Below are 21,494 nucleotides of genomic sequence, written 5' to 3'. Positions count from 1 at the left end.
CAGTAAAATTTTAAGGGATACCCCATGACTGACCAAGTACAAGATGAGAATAAACTGATTGCTGAACGTCGTGCTAAATTAGACATGATCCGCAAAGGTTGTAAAGCAAATGGCCACCCAAATGATTTCCGTCGTGATAGCTTAGCGGCAGATCTAGAAGCAAAATACGGTGAGATGACTAAGGAAGAGCTTGAACAAGCCGGTCATGTGTTTGCAATCGCTGGCCGTGTAATGGCTAAGCGTGGTCCTTTCCTTGCAATTCAAGATGTATCTGGCCGTATTCAGGCTTATGCATCTAAAGATGTTCAGAAAGAGCTAAAAGAAAAATATTCTGGTCTAGATATCGGTGACATCATCGGTGTTAAAGGGGCGCTACATAAATCTGGTAAAGGTGATCTTTACATCGAAATGGATAGCTACGAGTTGCTAACAAAAGCACTGCGTCCATTACCAGAGAAATTCCATGGTCTAACTGACCAAGAAATGCGTTACCGTCAACGTTATGTTGATCTGATTGTAAATGACGATTCTCGTCGTGCATTTATCATTCGTTCAAAAGTGGTTTCAGCGATCCGTAATTTCATGGTAACAAAAAACTTCATGGAAGTTGAAACGCCAATGATGCACGTGATCCCTGGTGGTGCAACAGCACGTCCATTTGTGACTCACCATAATGCATTAGACATCGACATGTACCTACGTGTTGCGCCTGAGCTTTACCTTAAGCGTCTAGTGGTTGGTGGTTTTGAGCGTGTATTTGAAATTAACCGTAACTTCCGTAATGAAGGTCTATCTCCACGTCATAACCCTGAATTCACTATGATGGAATTCTACATGGCGTACGCTGATTACCATGATCTAATGGATCTTACTGAAGAAATGCTAAGCAGCGTTGCGATTGACGTTCTAGGTTCTTCAAAAATGCCTTATGGTGAGTTTGAAGTTGAATTTGCTGGCCCTTACGCGCGTATCAGCATGCTAGATGCAATCAAGCAATACAACCCAGATCATGCAGAAATCCAAGCATTAACTTACGAAGGCGTTGCTGATCGTGAGCTAATGGTTAAGATTGCTAAGTCTGTGCATGTTGATGTTGAAAGCTTCTGGACGTGTGGTCAGTTATTAGAAGAGATCTTTGGCGAAACCGCTGAACCTCAACTAATGCAACCAACATTCATTACTGAATACCCAGCAGATATCTCACCACTTGCTCGTCGTAACGATGAAAACCCATTCATTACTGATCGTTTTGAATTCTTCATCGGTGGTCGTGAAGTAGCGAATGGTTTCTCTGAGCTTAACGATGCTCAAGACCAAGACCAACGCTTTAAAGCACAAGTTAATGCTAAAGATGCGGGCGATGATGAAGCTATGTACTATGATGCAGACTACATTACTGCGCTAGAGCATGGTTTACCGCCAACAGCAGGTCAAGGTATCGGTATTGACCGTTTAGTAATGCTATTTACTAACACACATACAATTCGTGACGTTATTTTGTTCCCGGCAATGCGCCCACAACTAAATAATTAATCGTGTCGTAATATAAAAAAACCATCGCCTAATGCGGTGGTTTTTTTTTGTCTCGAAAAAAGAGTCAAAAAAGCGACAAATAGCGATTTGTTTTATAAAAATTCGAGTTACATCAACAGATTATATTACCAAAACCACATTATACTAAACAAGTTGCACTTGTTCGTATATTATTAATAAAGCAGTTGTTAAATACCACTAAAGAGATAATTGCGTTATTAATGGAGGGAAGAATGACTATCGGGATGGTAAAAAAAGCTAAGGCTGTTATTCCTAATACCTTAGTTATTTTTGGCGGTAATAATCAGCAGTGGTTACCAGCAATGGAAAGTGCTGGTTGGTTATGTCATCGTTGTTATGATTTACGAACAGCAGAAACATTACTGTTAGAAATCGGCCCTTGCATTGGTGTTGTTGACCTTAGCCATGATGATTTTAGTATTCATAGCTTTTCTGCAATGGTAAATCGTAATAAACAAGTACGCTGGATTGCGATAGTGCGTGATGAGCAACTTGCCAATGAAGCGATAGGCCAATTTATCGTTAATTTCTGTCTTGATTATTTTTCAGTCCCCGTTCCGCCAGAGCGATTATTACAAACGATCGGCCATCAGATTGGTATGCTTAATTTAGAGCGTAAGGTATGGCCACAATTAGGTAATTTTGGCCAGCAAGGGCTACAAGGCTCTACGGCAGTGATGAAAAAATTGCGCGATCAAGTAAAGCGGATTGCATTAAGTGATGTCTCTGCTGTGATTAGTGGTGAAATTGGAACCGGAAAAATATTAGTTGCTGATGCTATTTTTAAAGCTTCAGCGCGTGCAAAACAGCAGGTAATACGGGTTAACTGTGAAACCATGACCGCTGATTGGATAATAGAGACAGAACATGGTCCCCAATCTGTTTTTGAAGCGGCCAATAATGGGGTGTTAGTGCTTGAAGAGTTTACCGTATTAACAGACGCTTGCCAGCAATCTCTGTATCAAGTGTTAGCTGAAGGGAGTTACTACGACCCTGATGGTAATGCGATTGCCGTTGATATGCGGGTTATCTCAGTAACACATCACTCGCTTGATAATCTGGTGACATTAGCGACGTTACGACGTGAGTTATATTTCCGCTTAAATGTCGTTTCTATTACTGTGCCGCCGCTACGTGAGCGCAGTGATGATATTATTTTCTTGGCTGAGTTTTTATTATTAAAATATGCACGTCAATATAACAGCGTCGCTAAATACTTATCTGAACAGGCGCAAGCGATGTTATTACAATATCCATGGCCGGGTAATGTGCAGGAGCTTATTTGCCAAATAAAGCGGGCAGTATTGCTTGCGGAAAATAAATGCATTGAAGCGGATCAGTTAGATATTCCTCGCGTAATTGACGATAAATTAAGTTTAAAAAAAGTGCGTGAAGAATCTGAGCGAAATGCATTATTAACCGTATTAGAAAATAATAAAGGGCAGATATCAGCAGCGGCACGTGAACTTGGTGTCTCACGTGCGACGATGTATCGTTTATTAAATAAGCATCAATTAATTCCACCACCGCGGTGTTTTCGTCAAAGTCACGCCTGATTAATCTATTGGAATCAATATGACTAAATAAAATGCCGTTGCAGCAATTGCGCGGTAAATTGTTTTTTTAAGTAGAAGCCACGCGGTAAGGTTTTAATCGGTTGACCATTTGCGCCATAAGCTTCGGTGAGGACTTTACTGTTGGCGGCTTTTGGGCGTAATTGCAGTACTTCACCATGACGGGCGGTGATGGTTTCTACTTGCCCTAACACGATCATATCCATTAACTCTTCCCAATCTTGCTGTAGTTGTGCTTCTTCTTCGGCACTCGGACTCCACAGTAATGCTGAACCAACATGGCGATCTTCAAGTGGAATATCCCGCTCTCCTTCGACGGGGACCCACAATACCCGTGCCAGTTTTTGTCTGATATGACTGCTGTGCCATTGTAAGCCCTGCACTCCAATCAAAGGGGCAACACAAACAAACGTTGTCTCAAGTGGCTTCCCCTGATAACTGATCGGTATGGTTTTTAGTTCTATGCCGAGCTCAATAAAATCGGGAACCGGTTTACTGCCCGCCGTTGCACCGAGGTGCCATTCTAATAATTGACCAACCCAACCTTTATCACGTTTAAGATCCGGAGGGGGAATGATGCCCGCGATTGCGGCTAATTCACCAAGAGTCATGCCAGCCAATTGTTGGGCTCGATTGAGTAATTCAGCTTCTGTTTTTGGCGTTGAACGGATGATTTTTATATTCATAAAGTGTCGTGATAGTCAGTTATATTCAATTTTTTATCGCAATTAATACTATCATATTCGTATGGGTTGGTGGATGAGGATCGGTGTTGATCATTGGTAGTGAATGTTGATTGTGGTTGATCATTGCTGCTGAATAGGCGTTGTAGCAGGGGTTGAGGCTTTTATCTTTGATGACAGGTCGATGTTATTTAATACGAAGTTTAAAATAAAAAGATATCCACAGCTTTTTTTTTGAAAATATTTCATAATAGTATAACTGAGTATTTATACAGTAATAAGTTGTAAAAATAACCATTGTGATGCGGTGTTGTTCACAGTGAGGAGGCGGTAATTGTGGGTAACGTCATTATTGGTTGATATTTAACCGATCGTTTTTTGGTGATGTGAAAGTTGTCTTTATTTTATTTTATTATAGAGGTGAGTTGGTTTTATATTGATGTTTTTAATGATAAAAATAAAAATTAATTCAATTATAGTGATGCGTGACTAAGGTGTCGTTTGTTACTAAAATCGGCTTTTTTTAGGTTTCTGCACAAATCTATCCACAGAAAGAGTGAATAAATGTGGGACATGTCTCATTTGGCTGTCTGTAAAGTAATCAGTGTGCAAAGTTATCCAGAATCTGGTTTTTATTGTGTAAAACTCGGCGATATTGATGAATGTTTGTTTACCGATCACGTCTACTATGAAAAAATCACTATTAATAGATATTTATACTTGAGGTCGTCCAGTGATTGATGGCGATGGATACCGCCCTAATGTAGGGATCGTTATCTGCAATGGCCATGGCCAGGTATTTTGGGCTCGACGATATGGACAACATTCTTGGCAATTTCCGCAAGGTGGCATTGATGAAGGTGAAACCCCTGAGCAAGCTATGTACCGTGAATTGTATGAAGAAGTAGGATTAACCAAAAAAGATGTCAGGATAATTGCGTCAAGCCGACACTGGTTACGTTATAAATTACCGAAGCGTCTTGTGCGGTGGGATTCAAAACCTGTTTGTATCGGTCAAAAGCAAAAGTGGTTTTTGCTGAGTTTGGAATGCGATGAGTCCAAGGTCAATATGCAGCGTGGTGTAACACCTGAGTTTGATGGTTGGCGCTGGGTAAGTTATTGGTACCCAGTAAGGCAAGTTGTCTCTTTTAAGCGTGACGTATATCGTCGAGCATTAAAGGAGTTTGCAGCTGTTGCAATGCCATTTAAAGAATGGAAAGAACGTAAATTTAAGCGCATTAAAAAACGTAATTAGCAAGTCGAGGTTATTGGCTCACAGGGAACAATTAAAGGCTCGTTATGCTGACACAGCTAAGAGAAATTGTTGACAAGGTTGTCAGCGCCCACACATTGATTGATGCATTGGATCAATTAGTTTCCAATACTACTTTGGTAATGAAAACCGATTGTTGTTCGGTGTACATTGCCGATCATCAGCGTCAGGTTTATACCCTGATGGCGACACAGGGATTGAATAAATCTCGACGACGCATTAGCTTACGCTTTGATCAAGGATTAGTAGGATTAGTGGGTCAACGAGCTGAGCCATTAAATGTTGCAGATGCTCGAGTACATCCCCGCTTTAAACATTTACCAGGGATCGGAGAGGAATCTTTTCGATCTTTTTTTGGTACTCCCATTATTCATCAACGCCAAGTTCTCGGCGTTATTGTTGTCCAGCAGCGCGAGCAACGTGAATTTACCGAAAGTGAAGAGTCTTTTTTAGTTACGCTAGCAGCTCAGTTGGCGGGTATTTTAGCGCATGCGAAAGCACAAGGGATGTGGTTTGAAAAAGGCCACCGATTACACCTCACGGGATCAGCTGCATCAACTGGGGTCGCGATTGCCAAAGCATGGTGGGATGACACACAGCCATTATTAGAGCATGTAGCGCCAGCATCATGTTTAGACTGCCATGCTGAACAAGAACGCTTAACCATTGCGATAGATTCTGCGGGTAAAGAATTTCGACGGTTGCGAAAGCGGTTTGATAGCGACTTACAAAAAGAAACTCTCGCCATTTTTGACTTATTTAGTCACTTGCTTAATGATCCTTTGTTACGTAAGGATCTTAAACACCATATAGCTGGAGGGGATCAAGCCGAATGGGCTGTACGGCAAGTGGTTGAAACATATTCAAACCGTTTTGCTAACATGAAAGATCTTTATCTTAAAGAGCGCGCGCGTGATATTCGTGAGTTAGGACAACGGCTATTATATTTTTTATGTGATGATAAGCCTAATGAACAACAATGGGATGAACCGATTGTCTTGTTGACTCGTGAATTAACGGCGGCAATGTTAGCCACTGTACCTGCTGGAAAACTAGCAGCAGTGGTTGCTCAAGAAGGCGCGGCTAACTCTCATGCCGCCATTTTATCGCGAGCATTAGGTATTCCGACCATCATGGGAGTCGATTTTACACCTCAAACTGTACACAACAATTTGGTGGTGGTTGATGGTTATCGTGGCGATTTACTGGTTAACCCTAATCGGCATGTGTTGGCTGAGTATCGTCGTTTATTGCGTGAAGATGATGAGCTTGAAAAGATCGTTGAATGCAATCAACAGCAACATGCAGTAACCAAAGATCAGCAGCGGATCATGGTACATATTAATGCCGGATTAAGTGCTGATTCACATTTAGCATTAAACAAAGGCATTGATGGGGTGGGTTTATACCGCACTGAAGTGCCGTTTTTGCTACAACGCAGTTTTCCTTCCGAAGAAGAACAAATTAACCAGTATCGTGCAATTTTGCACACTTACCCCGATCAACCCGTGGTGATGCGAACATTAGATATTGGTGGCGATAAACCATTACCTTATTTATCCATTGAAGAAGATAACCCGTTTCTTGGTTGGCGTGGCATTCGGTTTACGCTTGATCATCCTGAAATATTTATGATTCAAGTACGTGCCATGCTGCGAGCCAGTATTGGGCTGACTAATTTAGATATTTTATTGCCGATGATTTCGGGGATAAATGAACTCGATGATGCTAAAGCCATAATTGAACGAGCATATACCGATGTCGCTCAAACGGCATTAGCGGCAGGACAACAGCTGCATAAGCCTCGAATTGGGATCATGATTGAAGTGCCGTCGATGTTATATCAATTGCATGCTTTAGTTGGACGGGTCGATTTTATCTCAGTGGGGAGTAATGATTTAACCCAATATTTATTGGCTGTTGATCGTAATAATGCGCGGGTAGCGAATGTCTATGATGCGCTTCATCCTGCAGTTTTACATGCCTTAAAACATATTGTCGATAGTGCTAAACGGTATCAATTACCTGTGTGTGTCTGTGGTGAGTTGGCAGGCGATCCTGTTGGAGCGGTGTTGTTAGTCGGTATGGGATATCGTTCGTTGAGTATGAATGCGCGTAATGTCGCGAAAATTAAATATATTTTACGGCATATTAATGGTTCAGATATGACATCATTAGCAACTCAGGCGCTACAAGTTGATGTTGCTGATGATGTTCGTCAATTAACGACAGCATTTATTGAACAATATCAGCTGGGTGGTTTTATTCGTGCAGGTAATAAATAACGGTGGTGTAGTGTGAAAAAATGTGTGGGTGATTATGATGCATGAAAGCGTGATGTGGCTGTTTTTGATGTGTTTAATCTTAGGCTCCGTTGTCGGTTTATTAGCTGGATTATTGGGCATTGGCGGTGGTTTGCTGGTGGTACCAGCATTGGTATGGTTGTTACCGCAAATAGGTATTGAGCCAGCAATGTTAATGCATATTGCACTTGCAACTTCACTCGCAAGTATCGTAATGACATCAATGGCTTCTGCCCGCAATCACTTTAGATTGGGAAATGTTGATTTTTCAGTAGTTAAAGTGTTGGCGCCTGGCATTATTATTGGTGGCCTTGGCGGCAGTGTGGTGGCGGAATTAGTGCCTGCGCAGTATTTGCCAAAAGTGTTTGCAGTGATCGTATTGCTGCTTGCTCTACAAATGATGTTATCGTTGCGAGTTACCCATTCTCGACCACTTCCGAGTCCGCTGGCATCAGCGATTGGCGGCGGTGTAATTGGCTTATTATCTAGTTTAGCGGGTATTGGTGGCGGGTCATTAACTGTGCCGTATTTAAGCTATTTTGGCATTGAAATGCGACGAGCTATTGGTTCGGCCTCACTGGTTGGGTTCTTGATTGCCATTTCGGGCATGATTGGTTTTATTTTTGCTGGTGTCGGTAGTGCCGATTTACCGGCATATAGCCTTGGTTATGTATATTTACCTGCATTAGTAGGGATTGCCGCCACTTCAATGATGACCACGCGCTATGGTGCGGCATTGGTGACGCGTTTACCAACAGCAACGCTTAAAAAGCTGTTTGCGATACTGCTGCTTATTATCAGTATTAAAATGTTCTTGAGTTGATATCGGCTAGATTTAATTTTGTTATCTTCTGATAGAATTAAGAGTAACGACTTTTCGACGCCTAGCTTTTGCTGGGCGTCATTAATTTAACGGGTAGGATAAATGAAACAGTACTTGGCGTTGTGTCAGCGGATCGTTGATGACGGTGTGTGGATTGAAAATGAACGAACTGGCAAACGTTGCCTGACAGTGATTAATGCTGATTTAACCTATAATGTTGCTAATAATCAGTTTCCGCTAATTACTACCCGTAAAAGCTTTTGGAAAGCCGCGATTGCTGAATTGCTAGGTTACTTACGCGGTTATGATAACGCGGCACAATTTCGTGCTATTGGTTGTAATACGTGGAATGCCAATGCCAATGATAACCAAGCATGGCTCGATAATCCGCACCGTAAAGGCGCAGATGATATGGGGCGCGTTTATGGCGTTCAAGGTCGTCGCTGGCAAAAAGCCGATGGTACAGTCATTGATCAATTAAAAAAGATTGTTGATGATTTAACCAAAGGCATTGATGATCGTGGTGAAATTCTGACGTTTTATAATCCAGGTGAGTTTGATATGGGTTGTTTGCGTCCATGTATGCATACCCACACGTTTTCATTGTTAGGGGATACGTTGTATCTCACCAGTGCTCAACGTTCTTGCGATGTGCCGTTAGGGCTTAATTTTAACCAAGTCCAAGTATTTACTTTGTTGGCGTTAATGGCGCAAATTACGGGTAAAAAACCAGGTCAGGCTTACCATAAAATTATTAATGCTCATATTTATGAAGATCAATTACCATTAATGCGCGATGAGCAACTAACCCGTACACCATTTGCATCACCACAATTAATTATTAACCCTAAGATCACTTCGTTAGAAGATTTAGAAACATGGGTAACCTTAGATGATTTTGAGGTGGTGGGTTATGAGCATCATGCGCCAATTCAATACCCATTTTCAGTATAACAATACGATTATCTAGCTCGATGATCATAATTTATTGATGGTGAATTAGAGATAACAAAAAGCCCCGCACAATTACTTGTGCGGGGCTTTTTATTTTGTGCTATTTAACTTAGCGTAACGATTAAGCAGTAAACGCTAGGATTGAACCTGGGATTGCAATGAACACTAGGCCAAGGTAACCCGCAACAGCGGCTTTATTCTTCGTTGCTAAATCGCTAAGGAAGAACGCGCACTTAAGTGGAATTTCACGTAAGAACGGTACGCCGTAAATCAATACTGTCGCTAACACGTTAAAGCATAAGTGCACCAGTGCAATCTGTAGTGCAAACACTGAATGTTCGCCTGATACTGCCGTTGCTGCTAGTAGAGCTGTGATACACGTACCGATATTTGCACCAAGGGTAAACGGGTAAACTTCACGTACTGTTAATACACCTGTACCAACAAGAGGTACCATCAAACTTGTTGTTGTTGATGATGACTGCACAAGTACGGTTACCGCAGTACCAGAAGCAATACCATGTAATGGACCACGACCGATTGCGCTCTTTAGAATATCACGTGCACGACCTACCATTAGGCCTCGCATTAGGCGACCCATTAACGTGATAGAGACAAAAATTAACGCAATACCTAGAACGATCAGACCAAAACCACCGTTATGACCAAATACTTCTAGTGGACCTTTTACTAAATCAACGGCTGGTTGCGTTAACGGCTTCATGAAATCCATGCCGTTCATGCTCATGTCACCCGCTTTTAAGAACGGTGACACTAACCAACCTGATAACTTATCAAGAATACCAAACATCATTTCCAATGGTAGGAAAATGGCAACCGCTAATAAGTTAAAGAAATCGTGTACCGTCGCACTTGCAAATGCGCGGCGGAATTCTTCTTTACAACGAGCGTGACCTAAACTAACTAATGTATTTGTTAATGTGGTGCCAATGTTAGCACCCATTACCATTGGAATAGCCGTTTCGACAGGTAAACCACCCGCCACAAGACCAACGATAATTGAGGTTACTGTACTTGATGATTGAATAAGTGCGGTAGCAATCAGACCAATCATTAAGCCTGCAACAGGGTGAGAGGCAAACTCAAATAATGTTTTTGCTTGTTCGCCTACAGACCATTTAAAGCCGCCGCTGACCATAGATACAGCAACGAGTAACAAATATAGCATGAACGCTAGGTTGGCCCAGCGGACCCAACGCATAGAGCTGAACTTAGATGCAGCAGTAGTGGCTTGGGTAGTCATAATCATTTCTCCATGACAGGAATATGTCGTTTTGGTGTCATTTTGTTGAAATCTGCGTGAATAGTAGTTTGGTTATATTTCAGAAATATTACACTGAGTGTCATAAATGGATATTTGTTTGGGGTTTGTCAGGGAAATGAGAGGGCAACCGATTAAATTATACAATGTCAGGTTGCATTAATATGCCCTAGTAGATTGTTTCTAATTGGTTTTTAATAGTTTTCAATATTTTTTGTTTTTAGCGTTAAAAATTACAAAAATATACTTATTAAAAGTAAAATTTTGCGATTTATTTTGTTTTTAGTATAAAGATAATGAAAAACGACAACTTAACAGTACGGATATAGTAGCGCTATAACCACAACCTTTCGGTTTTACCGAGTATTTATATCTATACAAACGATTTTTCAGTTAGTAAGACTGCCGTTTACACTAAATTTAATTGAGATGACCAAGTATTTAGCTAACCTATAAGTTAGGGTTGCTTGGATCGCGTGAACAATATAGTTAAAGGAGTAACGGTTGATGACCGATGCTATTCGTAAGTTTCTTAAATTAGAATCAGCTGGCGGTATTATTCTTATTATCGCCGCATTAATTGCAATGGTTATTGCTAACTCACCATTGGCATCGTTATATACCGATACGCTACATAGCTATATTGCAGGATTATCAGTAGCACATTGGATCAATGATGGTCTGATGGCGATTTTCTTTTTCTTGATTGGATTAGAAGTGAAGCGTGAGCTGATTGAAGGTGCGCTAAATACTAAAGAAAAGGCTATTTTTCCTGCTATTGCTGCGGTGGGCGGTATGATTGCCCCTGCGTTAATCTATACCGCATTTAATTACGGCGATCCAATGGCGGTTAAAGGCTGGGCGATTCCAGCGGCAACCGATATTGCTTTTGCATTGGGTGTGATGGCATTACTGGGTAACCGTGTTCCGGTAAGTCTAAAAGTGTTCTTATTAGCATTAGCCATCATTGATGACTTAGGCGTGATTGTTATTATCGCTTTATTCTATAGTTCTGATTTATCAACTATTGCGCTCACCGTGGCCTTTGCTGCAACAGCGACACTGGTTATTATGAACCTGAAGAATATCACCAGCATTCCACTGTACTTAATTGTCGGTGCTATTTTATGGTTCAGCGTGCTGCAATCAGGTGTTCACGCCACATTAGCGGGTGTTGTGTTAGGTTTTGCAGTGCCATTAGCGGGCAAAGATGGCCGTACAGATACCCATTCACCGCTTAAAACAATTGAGCATGCATTACACCCTTATGTTGCTTTCTTAATCTTGCCATTATTTGCATTTGCAAATGCGGGAATTTCATTAACAGGGGTATCACTGGCAAGCCTATCGTCAATGTTACCTGTGGGTATTGCGGCTGGATTATTTATTGGTAAACCTGTCGGCATATTTACTGCATGTGTTATTGCAGTGAAAACAGGATTAGCTAAATTACCAGATGGAATTAACTTTAAGCATATTTTTGCAGTGTCAGTACTGTGTGGCATCGGTTTTACCATGTCGATCTTTATTTCATCACTGGCATTTGTTGGTGCAGACGAGAGTTTTGCAACTTATTCACGACTTGGAATCTTATTAGGTTCAACAGTTGCCGCTGTCGTTGGTTACATAATGTTGAGTAAAACACTACCTAAATCAGAGGTGTAATATGAAAACGTTGCTAGTTATTATCACGTGTTTATTTTCACTACCCAGTGTTGCTGCAGATTATCAGCAGTGTATTAATGGCGATCGTTCTGAGTTATGCCAAGCGTACTTACAAGGGATCAACGACGCCAAAGCGACAGTCGTTAAAACCACGACAGTTGATAATGAAAGTACATTTCGTCAACGAGCATTAGAACAGCGTGGCGGCGAACGAGTACGTAACTTAGAACGACAGCAACGTTAATTATAATTTAAATACGATCTTGGTTTGATTTTATTGTAATTTATGCCGTCAAAGATTGAACAGCCCAGAGGCACAGCGTAAGCTTTGCCGCTGGGTTTTTTTATTTAAAATAGCGGCAATGTCTCACTTAAATTATAACCATCTTTATTATTTTTGGATGGTCTGCAAGCAAGGTTCAGTAACGAAAGCTGCTGATGCATTATTTCTAACCCCACAGACGGTGACGGGTCAGATTCGATCATTAGAAGATCGCCTCAAAGGTAAGCTAACTAAACGCGTTGGACGTAATATTGAACCAACAGAGCTTGGTCAATTAGTGTTTAAATATGCTGATAAGATGTTTGATTTAAGCTATCAAATGCTCGATCGCATTAATTACACTCAACGAGATAACCAATTATTTGAAGTGGGCGTGGCTGATGCGTTGTCAAAACGGTTAGTGAGTCAAGTGTTGTTAGAAGGCATTCCTAACGATCAACGCATTCAATTAAGTTGCTTTGAATCAACCCACGAAATGTTGTTAGAGCAGTTATCTCAACATAAATTGGACATGATTTTATCGGATTGTCCGGTGAGCTCGACCCAAAATCCAGGTTTATACAGTAAAAAATTGGGTGAATCAGCGATGAGTTTTTTTTGTACCGACGATTTATCTGATGCAGATTTTCCGGCGTGTATTGAAGATTATAAGTTGTTGGTACCTAGTCGCCGTTCCGCAATGGGACGCAAATTGCATCAATGGTTTGATCAACAAGGTATTACGCCAAATATTTTAGGTGAGTTTGATGATGCTGCGCTAATGAAGGCGTTTGCCTGTTATCATAAATCGATGTTTATCGCGCCGTCTATTTATGCCGATGAATTGACTAGCAATAGTCGCCTTTATGAAGTAAAGCGAGTGACAGATATTTGTGATGAATATTTTGTTATTTTTGCTGAGCGAATGATCATGCACCCAGCAGTAAAACGCATTTGTGCCGCTGATTTTAGTACATTATTTTAATGTATTGATGATCTATTAACGCCTTATACATTTCAATTAGAAACAATAATAGTAAGGCGTTAATCGTTGCTACTATAACGGTGCTTTTGTCGTGGTAGCGTCGGTAGTGGTTTTTTCTTTCTCTTTCTCTTTCTCTTTCTCTTCTTTATCTTTGGCTGAAATTGAAATGCCGGCCGTTAAGTTATAACGCATTGCATCTTCAAACGACCAATCAACGAGCGTTAAGTCCTCACGTTTCACCAGCGTTGTAATCCCCGCGATTTGATAGCTAAGTGGAAACAATACCGGTACCCAATTTCCATCAGGTAATGCGTTTGTAAGCGGTTCTGGCGTGTCGTTAGACATAATGAACCCTACTACGTAGGTATTATTAGCTTGATGCACTAGCACGGTTTGCTGGCTCTTATTTTTATTGTCACTGCTCATCAGTGAGGCAATATCATTAATACTGCTATAAACCGTTTTAAAAAATGGAAATCGCATCAATTGGCGAATCACAAAATCATATAGCCATGCGATAGGGCTGACAGAAAAAAGTAATCCAGCAACGAACAATAAGATCAAAATGAGTAAAAAACCCGCACCTTTGAAGAGTTCGGTAATGTGAACTAGACCAAATAAAAAATTGCCTACTTCATCTAATGACTCAAAAAGTGACCAGAATAACCAAATACTTAATACTAGCGGCAGAACGTTGAACAAGCCGCGTAACAGCGTTTTTTTCATTTTATGCTCGAAGATGTGAAATAAATTCAGCTATAAAATTAACAAGATTTTGTCTCTAAATGCTAGTTTTATAGGCAATGGTTAATAAATAGACATAAAAAAACCGACCCTAAGGTCGGTTTTTTTTAATCTAGACTCATTAATTAAAATTAAAGAGCTTTGATTTTCGCTGTTAGACGAGCTTTGTGACGTGCAGCTTTGTTCTTATGGATCAGGCCTTTAGTAGCCATGCGATCCATAACAGGTTGCATTTCAGCGAAAGCTTGTGTTGCAGCTTCTTTATTACCAGCTTCAATAGCGATAATTACTTTCTTGAAGAAAGTGCGCATCATAGAACGACGGCTAGCGTTATGCTGACGACGTTTTTCTGAAGTTAGTGCACGTTTCTTAGCAGATTTGATATTTGCCAAGGGTGTAACTCCCAAATCTTGGTATGGTGACAATTTAAGGCCGAGGACTATGCCCTTAATCTTAATCATTGTCAAATGATTCGTGCAAATAACCGCCATACCAATCTAGTTGGCACTTGCGGATTAACACGGTTAATATGGCGACAGATTTTACCAGTATTTCGATTCAGAAGTCACCTTTCTGAACATCTTTTATGAGGTTTTTTTGTGAGTAAGCGTCTTTTACGCTCTGGAATGATAGTTAGCGCCATGACTTTAGTGTCTCGCGTGCTCGGTTTGGTCCGAGATGTGGTAGTGGCTAACCTCATGGGAGCAGGGGCTGCGGCCGATGTTTTTTTCTTTGCCAACAAAATTCCTAACTTTTTACGCCGTCTTTTTGCTGAAGGGGCTTTTTCGCAAGCCTTCGTACCAGTATTAACTGAGTACCATGCAGCTGGCGATGTTGATCGAACCCGATTATTAATTGCACGTGCTGCAGGTACACTGGGTGGTATTGTTACCATAGTGACCTTGCTCGGGGTATTAGGATCTGGTGCCGTTACGGCATTATTTGGTTTTGGTTGGTTTTGGGATTGGATGCAAGGGACGTCTCCCGGAGCTGAAAAATTTGAGTTAGCCAGTTTATTGCTGAAAATTACTTTTCCCTATCTGTGGTTTGTGACTTTTGTAGCATTATCAGGTGCTATTTTAAACACATTGGGTAAATTTGCGATTTCATCGTTTACGCCGGTGTTTCTTAATATCGCCATTATTGGCTGTGCGGTATTTATTGCGCCTCATCTAGCCAAGCCAGAAATTGGTTTAGCACTTGGTGTTTTTATCGGTGGTTTAGTGCAGTTTTGTTTTCAATTGCCATTTTTATATCGAGAAGGGTATTTAGTTCGACCACAATGGGGCTGGAATGACCCTGGGGTGACGAAAATACGTAAATTAATGCTACCAGCACTGTTTGGTGTTTCGGTTACGCAAATCAATTTATTGCTCGATACGTTAATTGCCAGTTTTCTAATGACCGGTTCAATCAGTTGGTTATATTACTCTGATCGTTTATTAGAATTCCCGTTAGGTTTATTTGGTATTGCGATTGCCACCGTGATCTTACCTGCCTTGTCGCGTAAACATGTTGATAAATCACCTCAACAATTTGCAGATACGATGGATTGGGGAGTGCGAATGGTGTTGATCTTGGGTATTCCTGCGATGCTCGGTATGATCACCTTAGCCAAACCGATGTTGATGGTGATGTTCATGCGCGGTGAATTTGATCTTTATGATGTCAATCAAACCGCAATGTCACTGTGGGTGGTATCAGCTGGTTTACTTAACTACATGTTGATTAAAATTTTTGCCCCTGGTTATTACGCTCGTCAAGATACCAAAACGCCAGTGAAAATTGGTATTATTGCCATGGTTAGCAATATGGTCTTTAACGGTATCTTTGCACCATTTTATGGTTATGTCGGCCTTTCCATTGCGAGTGTGTTATCAGCATTGCTAAATGCAGGGTTGTTATACCGAGGTTTACATAAAGAAAATATTTACCGAGTGAGTCGCCAGACATTATTGTTTGTACTGCGATTAGTCATTGCAGGCGCAGTCATGGTCAGTGGATTATTATGGTTCAGTCCTTCTACCGAGCAATGGCTAGCGTTCCATTTATTTGAGCGTGTTGTATGGCTCTTTGGCTTGATTTTAGGCGGTAGTAGTATTTATCTGTTGTGTGCCATTGTTTTGGGTGTTCGCCCGCGTCATCTGCGTGCAGAGAGCTGATTGAAACCGCCGAGTAGTATATAATTCACCAGCGTTACGCTAAAAAGTGGTTTTTAACCGTAATGGTGGTGGATTAGTTACCGCAGTTATTAATTTTTTTGGCTGTTATTGGTCATCATATAAACAAGTGATCTTATTGTAGGATGAGCAAATAGCCTTATGAGTACTGACATAGTTAAATTACCTATGGAATTAATTCGAGGTATACCCAATATTCAGCCACGCCATCATGGTTGTGTGCTGACCATTGGCAATTTTGACGGTGTCCATCTTGGCCATCAAACGTTGCTTAAACAAGTCATAGCCAAAGCGCACTCAATGGGGTTAGCCGCCACGGTAATGACGTTTGAACCGCAACCACAAGAGCTTTTTGCGGGTAATAAAGCCCCAGCAAGGTTGACCCGTTTTCGCGAGAAATATGTAGAATTGAAAAAAGTCGGTATTGATCGATTATTGTGTGTTAATTTTAATCATCATTTTGCATCAATGACTGCTGAATATTTCGTCGAATGCTTGTTGGTAAAGCAATTGGGTGTTAAATTTCTGGTTATTGGTGATGACTTTCGTTTTGGTCAAGAGCGACGTGGTGATTTTGCGATGCTGGTGGCCGCTGGTAAGAAATACGGATTTGAAGTAATTAGTACAACAAGTTTTTGTGTTTCTGAGCAGCGAGTAAGCAGTACTGCAATTCGTCACGCTTTAGCGAATAATGAATTAGATCAAGTAGAACAAATGCTTGGTCGACCATACAGTATTCGTGGCCGTGTCTCACACGGAAGAAAATTAGGCCGTACTATCGGCTTTCCAACAGCGAATATTCCACTTAAACGTCGCGTAACACCTGTCGCAGGGGTTTATGCGGTTGAAGTATTGGGTATTACCGCCGCGCCTATTGCTGGTGTGGCTAATGTTGGCCACCGACCAACGGTAAAAGGTGTACGACAGCAACTTGAAGTACACCTATTTGATTATCAAGCGGATCTTTATGGTCGTCAGCTTGAAGTCGTGTTGCGCCATAAGTTGCGTGACGAAAAAAAATTTGAATCATTCGATGCGCTGAAATTACAAATCGAACGAGATGCTCAAGCAGCACGGGTGTGGCTGTCTGAGCGTAATAATGTCCAACTTCGCCCAAGTAACGGAATCTAGAATCCATGAGTGACTATAAAGATACCCTGAACCTGCCTGAAACAGGGTTTCCGATGCGAGGCAACCTAGCTCAACGTGAGCCTGCAATGCTTAAGCGTTGGTATGATGAAGATCTTTACGGTGAAATTCGTAAAGCTAAGAAAGGTAAAAAATCTTTCGTATTACACGATGGCCCTCCTTACGCTAACGGTGATATTCACATCGGTCACGCGTTAAACAAGATTCTTAAAGATATTATTATTAAATCAAAGACGCTTTCTGGCTTTGATTCACCGTATATCCCAGGTTGGGACTGTCACGGTCTACCAATTGAATTAATGGTAGAAAAGAAATTTGGTAAGCCGGGTCAAAAATTAACGGCAGCTGAATTCCGCGAGAAATGTCGTGCTTACGCGGCAGGCCAAGTTGAAGGTCAAAAAGAAAGTTTCATGCGTCTAGGTGTTCTAGGTGAGTGGGACAAGCCATACCGTACAATGGATTTCGGCACTGAAGCGAACATCATTCGTGCACTAGGTAAAATCGCAGATAAAGATCACCTACTTAAAGGTTTTAAACCTGTTCATTGGTGTACTGATTGTGGTTCTGCATTGGCTGAAGCTGAAGTTGAATACCAAGATAAAGTATCGCTATCTATCGACGTTAAATTTAAAGCGGTAGACGAAGCTGCGGTATTAGCGAAGTTTGGCTGTGTTGCTGACCAAGGTGAAGGCGACGTGTCGATTGTTATTTGGACAACGACACCATGGACAATGCCTGCTAACCGCGGTGTTGCTGTGAGTGCTGATCTTGAATACGCATTGGTACAAACACCTGTTACAGATGTACACACTCAACCACAACGTTTAATCGTAGCGGCAGAGCTTGTAAAAGAAGTAATGGCACGTGTTGGCTTTGAAGAGTCAGAAATCCTAGGTTTCTGTAAAGGTGAAGAATTAGAGCTAATGCGCTTTAATCACCCATTCTACAGCTTTGATGTACCAGTTGTGCTTGCTGATCACGTTACCACTGAATCTGGTACAGGTTGTGTACATACTGCACCTGGCCACGGTCAAGAAGACTTCGTGGTAGGTCAAAAATACAATCTTGAAATTGCTAACCCTGTAGGTAGTAACGGTGTTTACTTACCTGATACTGAGATCTTTGCTGGTCAACACGTATTTAAAGCAAACGAAGTGGTTGTAGATGTATTACGTGAACATGGTTCATTATTACATTTCTCTAAGATCACTCACAGCTACCCACATTGCTGGCGCCATAAAACGCCAATTATCTTCCGTGCAACGCCACAGTGGTTTATCTCAATGGAGAAAGCTGGTCTGCGTGCAAAAGCATTAGGAGAAATCAAGAGCGTACAATGGATGCCTGAATGGGGCCAAAGCCGCATCGAAGGTATGATCGAAGGTCGCCCTGAGTGGTGTATCTCTCGTCAACGTACTTGGGGTGTGCCAATTGCCTTATTTATCCATAAAGAAACGCAAGAGCTTCACCCACAAACATCTGAGCTAATTGAAAAAGTAGCACAGCTTGTTGAGCAAAAGGGTATTCAAGCTTGGTGGGATCTAGAACTGACTGACGTAATGAGCGCAGAAGATGCAGCGATTTACGAGAAAGTACTTGATACTCTTGATGTATGGTTTGACTCAGGTGTTACCCATTTCTCTGTGGTTGATAGCCGTCCTGAATTTCATGGTCATTCAGCAGATCTTTACCTAGAAGGTTCAGATCAACACCGTGGTTGGTTCCAGTCATCATTGATTTCATCTGTAGCGATGAAAGACAAAGCCCCGTACAAGCAAGTGTTAACACACGGCTTCGTGGTTGATGGTCAAGGCCGTAAGATGTCGAAATCAGTGGGCAACGTGGTTGCACCGAAAGATGTCACTAACAAGCTTGGCGCTGATATTCTTCGTCTATGGGTTGCATCAACTGACTACACGGGTGAAGTGGCTGTTTCTGACGAAATTCTTAAGCGTTCAGCAGATGCTTACCGTCGTATTCGTAACACTGCACGTTTCTTCCTTGCTAACTTAAATGGCTTCAATCCTGAAACTGATTGTGTGCCTGTTGAAGAAATGGTTGCACTGGATCGCTGGGCTGTAGGTCGTGCAATGGCGGCTCAAGAAGAGATCGTTAAAGCATACGAAGACTACAATCTACACACAGTAACTCAGCGTTTAATGCAGTTCTGTTCAGTGGAAATGGGTTCTTTCTACTTAGACGTGATTAAAGACCGTCAGTACACAGCAAAACGTGGTGGTCATGCACAACGTAGTTGTCAAACTGCGCTTTACTATATCGTAGAAGCACTTGTTCGTTGGATGGCACCTATCATGTCATTCACAGCCGATGAAATCTGGAACGAAATGCCAGGTAAGCGTGATCAATTCGTGTTTACTGGTGAGTGGTTCGACGGTTTATTCGGTCTTGCTGAAAATGAAGAGCTAAACAACGATTTCTGGGCTGAGATTCAACAAGTTCGTGGTGCTGTGAACAAGTTACTTGAAACTGCACGTAGCGAAAAAGTTATCGGTGGTTCACTACAAGCAGAAGTAACGCTAGCTGCAAATGCAGAGCTTGCCGCTAAACTGAATAAGCTAGAAGACGAATTACGTTTTGTATTGCTAACATCAAAAGCACACGTTGTGGTTGCTGATAGCAAGCCTGAAGGCGCACAAGAAACAGATATCGAAGGATTATTTGTGACAGTGAATGCTTCTGAAGCGGCGAAGTGTGAGCGTTGTTGGCACCATGTTGCTGATGTAGGCACTATTGCTGGACACGAAGAAGTGTGTGGTCGTTGTGTAACTAACATCGATGGCGACGGCGAAGAGCGTAAATTTGCCTAATGACTAATTCAGCACCTCAGCAAGCGTTGACGCTTAAACAATCGGGTATTCGCTGGCTATGGTTAGCGATTCTGGTATTTATTATCGACAATGGCACTAAGCTATTGGTGATGGACACGATGGGCTATGGCTGGCCAAACCGGATTGAGATCACGCCGTTTTTTAATTTACTGTATGTGCACAATACTGGTGCCGCATTTAGTTTTTTAAGTAGTGCGGGTGGTTGGCAACGATGGTTGTTTGCAGCGATTGCGTTTGGTGTTTGTGGCTTATTAACATTGTGGATGCGTCGTACGCCAGTAACCAATAAAATGGCTAATATTGCGTATGCGTTGATCATTGGTGGCGCGTTAGGTAACTTATTTGATCGCCTTTACCATGGTTTTGTGGTCGATTTTCTTGATTTCTATTACGGTAGTTATCATTGGCCTGCATTTAATATTGCCGATTCAGCCATTTGTTTGGGTGCTGTATTGTTAATTCTTGATGGCTTTAAAGCTGATAAAGCAGTTAAAGCTCACTAAGTTTTAATTCGTTATTAAAATAAAACGCTACCTGTTTTGACTGGTGGCGTTTTTTTTTGATTAATATTCTGATGGTTTATGTTTGGAAATAACACATTGCAGGTAGTAACGCTGCCAGGTTGTCGCGGCGCTCCTATGGCATCATTAAGGAGTATCAAATGTCTAACGTAAAGTTACACTCAAAATTTGATCAACGCTCAGGCCTTCGCTGGCTATGGTTGGCCATAATTATTTTTATGATTGATTACCTGAGTAAGGTTTTTATTATTGGCACAATGACGGTTAATGGCTCAACGCCGATTACGGTATTGCCATTTATGAGTCTGTATTATGTTCATAATACGGGGGCCGCGTTTAGCTTTCTTAGTACTGAAGGCGGTTGGCAACGATGGTTGTTAGCCCTGATTGCTGTCGTTGCTTGTGGTTTTTTAAGTTATAAAATGCGACAGGCTTCAATTACTCAAACGGCACATAATATTGGTTGTGCTTTTATTATTGGCGGCGCACTGGGTAATCTTTTTGATCGTATACAGTATGGATTTGTGATTGATTTTCTAGATTTTCATTATAAAAACCATCACTTTGCTATTTTCAATTTAGCCGATGTGGCTATTTTTTGTGGCGTAATATTATATCTATTAAGCAGCTTGAAAAAGACGAGTTGAGGTTTGAAAGCGGATTGTTATTCGTGAGTAGCGATAAAACCCTAGT

Annotated in this window: 18 protein-coding genes; 14 read left to right on the top strand and 4 right to left on the bottom strand. The window is 41.4% G+C overall.

From position 1 onward, the window contains the following. Window positions 1–24: 24 nt before the first annotated feature. Together lysS and CZ809_RS15520 are read left to right on the top strand one after the other, a co-directional pair. A complete protein-coding gene (gene lysS / locus CZ809_RS15525; RefSeq protein ID WP_080158480.1) occupies window positions 25–1,533 on the top strand; it encodes a lysine--tRNA ligase in 1,509 nt (502 codons plus the stop codon). A 233-nt stretch (window positions 1,534–1,766) separates the two neighbouring features. Beyond that, window positions 1,767–3,110, top strand: a complete 1,344-nt coding sequence (locus CZ809_RS15520; protein WP_210434292.1) for a sigma-54-dependent transcriptional regulator — start codon at window positions 1,767–1,769, stop codon at window positions 3,108–3,110. Between the two features lie 23 nt (window positions 3,111–3,133). Here CZ809_RS15520 and mutH read toward each other — a convergent pair whose 3' ends face one another. Next, on the bottom strand, window positions 3,134–3,814 hold the full coding sequence (gene mutH, locus CZ809_RS15515) for a DNA mismatch repair endonuclease MutH (RefSeq protein ID WP_199190797.1): 681 nt from the start codon (window positions 3,812–3,814) through the stop codon (window positions 3,134–3,136). 730 nt (window positions 3,815–4,544) lie between these two features. Here mutH and rppH point away from each other — a divergent pair. The 4 genes from rppH to CZ809_RS15495 all read left to right on the top strand — a co-directional run bounded on the left by rppH (window position 4,545) and on the right by CZ809_RS15495 (window position 9,164). After that, window positions 4,545–5,066: an RNA pyrophosphohydrolase gene (rppH, locus tag CZ809_RS15510; RefSeq protein WP_080158479.1), complete on the top strand. Its 522-nt coding sequence runs from the start codon at window positions 4,545–4,547 to the stop codon at window positions 5,064–5,066. A 44-nt stretch (window positions 5,067–5,110) separates the two neighbouring features. Next, window positions 5,111–7,369 carry a phosphoenolpyruvate--protein phosphotransferase gene (gene ptsP, locus CZ809_RS15505; protein WP_080158478.1) on the top strand — a complete coding sequence of 753 codons (2,259 nt, stop codon included), beginning with the start codon at window positions 5,111–5,113 and terminating at the stop codon, window positions 7,367–7,369. A gap of 37 nt (window positions 7,370–7,406) precedes the next feature. Continuing rightward, window positions 7,407–8,210 carry a sulfite exporter TauE/SafE family protein gene (locus tag CZ809_RS15500; RefSeq protein ID WP_080158477.1) on the top strand — a complete coding sequence of 268 codons (804 nt, stop codon included), beginning with the start codon at window positions 7,407–7,409 and terminating at the stop codon, window positions 8,208–8,210. A 102-nt stretch (window positions 8,211–8,312) separates the two neighbouring features. Beyond that, window positions 8,313–9,164: a thymidylate synthase gene (locus CZ809_RS15495; RefSeq protein ID WP_080158476.1), complete on the top strand. Its 852-nt coding sequence runs from the start codon at window positions 8,313–8,315 to the stop codon at window positions 9,162–9,164. A gap of 121 nt (window positions 9,165–9,285) precedes the next feature. Here CZ809_RS15495 and CZ809_RS15490 read toward each other — a convergent pair whose 3' ends face one another. Then, entirely contained in the window at window positions 9,286–10,428 is a 1,143-nt protein-coding gene (locus tag CZ809_RS15490; protein ID WP_080158475.1) for a Na/Pi symporter, read from the bottom strand. Window positions 10,429–10,953: 525 nt separating this feature from the next. On the opposite strand from CZ809_RS15490, the gene nhaA reads away from it, so the two are divergent. From nhaA to nhaR, 3 genes are all read left to right on the top strand, one after another. After that, the gene (gene nhaA / locus CZ809_RS15485; RefSeq protein ID WP_080158474.1) at window positions 10,954–12,111 is read left to right on the top strand and encodes a Na+/H+ antiporter NhaA; all 1,158 of its coding nucleotides are present in this window, start codon (window positions 10,954–10,956) and stop codon (window positions 12,109–12,111) included. A gap of 1 nt (window position 12,112) precedes the next feature. Beyond that, window positions 12,113–12,355 (top strand): hypothetical protein, encoded by a 243-nt coding sequence (locus CZ809_RS15480; protein WP_080158473.1) that lies wholly within the window; start codon window positions 12,113–12,115, stop codon window positions 12,353–12,355. Between the two features lie 118 nt (window positions 12,356–12,473). Then, window positions 12,474–13,358: a transcriptional activator NhaR gene (nhaR, locus tag CZ809_RS15475; protein ID WP_080158530.1), complete on the top strand. Its 885-nt coding sequence runs from the start codon at window positions 12,474–12,476 to the stop codon at window positions 13,356–13,358. A gap of 72 nt (window positions 13,359–13,430) precedes the next feature. On the opposite strand, the gene CZ809_RS15470 is transcribed toward nhaR, so the two are convergent. Further along, window positions 13,431–14,084: a DUF502 domain-containing protein gene (locus CZ809_RS15470; protein ID WP_080158472.1), complete on the bottom strand. Its 654-nt coding sequence runs from the start codon at window positions 14,082–14,084 to the stop codon at window positions 13,431–13,433. Between the two features lie 149 nt (window positions 14,085–14,233). Next, window positions 14,234–14,494, bottom strand: coding sequence for a 30S ribosomal protein S20 (gene rpsT / locus CZ809_RS15465; RefSeq protein WP_036796485.1), 261 nt, complete (start codon window positions 14,492–14,494; stop codon window positions 14,234–14,236). Window positions 14,495–14,701: 207 nt separating this feature from the next. Between rpsT and murJ the strand changes: the two genes are divergently transcribed. The 5 genes from murJ (at window position 14,702) to lspA (CZ809_RS15440) (ending at window position 21,448) form a co-directional block, all read left to right on the top strand. Continuing rightward, a complete protein-coding gene (gene murJ, locus CZ809_RS15460; protein ID WP_199190798.1) occupies window positions 14,702–16,264 on the top strand; it encodes a murein biosynthesis integral membrane protein MurJ in 1,563 nt (520 codons plus the stop codon). Window positions 16,265–16,450: 186 nt separating this feature from the next. Continuing rightward, a complete protein-coding gene (gene ribF / locus CZ809_RS15455; RefSeq protein ID WP_080158528.1) occupies window positions 16,451–17,413 on the top strand; it encodes a bifunctional riboflavin kinase/FAD synthetase in 963 nt (320 codons plus the stop codon). Between the two features lie 5 nt (window positions 17,414–17,418). Further along, the gene (ileS, locus tag CZ809_RS15450; protein ID WP_080158471.1) at window positions 17,419–20,259 is read left to right on the top strand and encodes an isoleucine--tRNA ligase; all 2,841 of its coding nucleotides are present in this window, start codon (window positions 17,419–17,421) and stop codon (window positions 20,257–20,259) included. Next, window positions 20,259–20,783 carry a signal peptidase II gene (lspA, locus tag CZ809_RS15445; protein WP_080158470.1) on the top strand — a complete coding sequence of 175 codons (525 nt, stop codon included), beginning with the start codon at window positions 20,259–20,261 and terminating at the stop codon, window positions 20,781–20,783. The genes ileS and lspA (CZ809_RS15445) overlap by 1 nt, the downstream gene beginning before the upstream one ends. A gap of 158 nt (window positions 20,784–20,941) precedes the next feature. After that, window positions 20,942–21,448, top strand: a complete 507-nt coding sequence (gene lspA / locus CZ809_RS15440; RefSeq protein ID WP_080158469.1) for a signal peptidase II — start codon at window positions 20,942–20,944, stop codon at window positions 21,446–21,448. Window positions 21,449–21,494: the final 46 nt, after the last annotated feature.

The sequence above is a fragment of the Photobacterium piscicola genome (genome assembly GCF_900166965.1).
In the GTDB taxonomy this organism is placed as follows: Bacteria; Pseudomonadota; Gammaproteobacteria; order Enterobacterales; family Vibrionaceae; genus Photobacterium; species Photobacterium piscicola.
The sequence above is the reverse complement of the archived record's forward strand: the minus strand, read 5'-3'. Positions and strand labels throughout refer to the sequence as shown.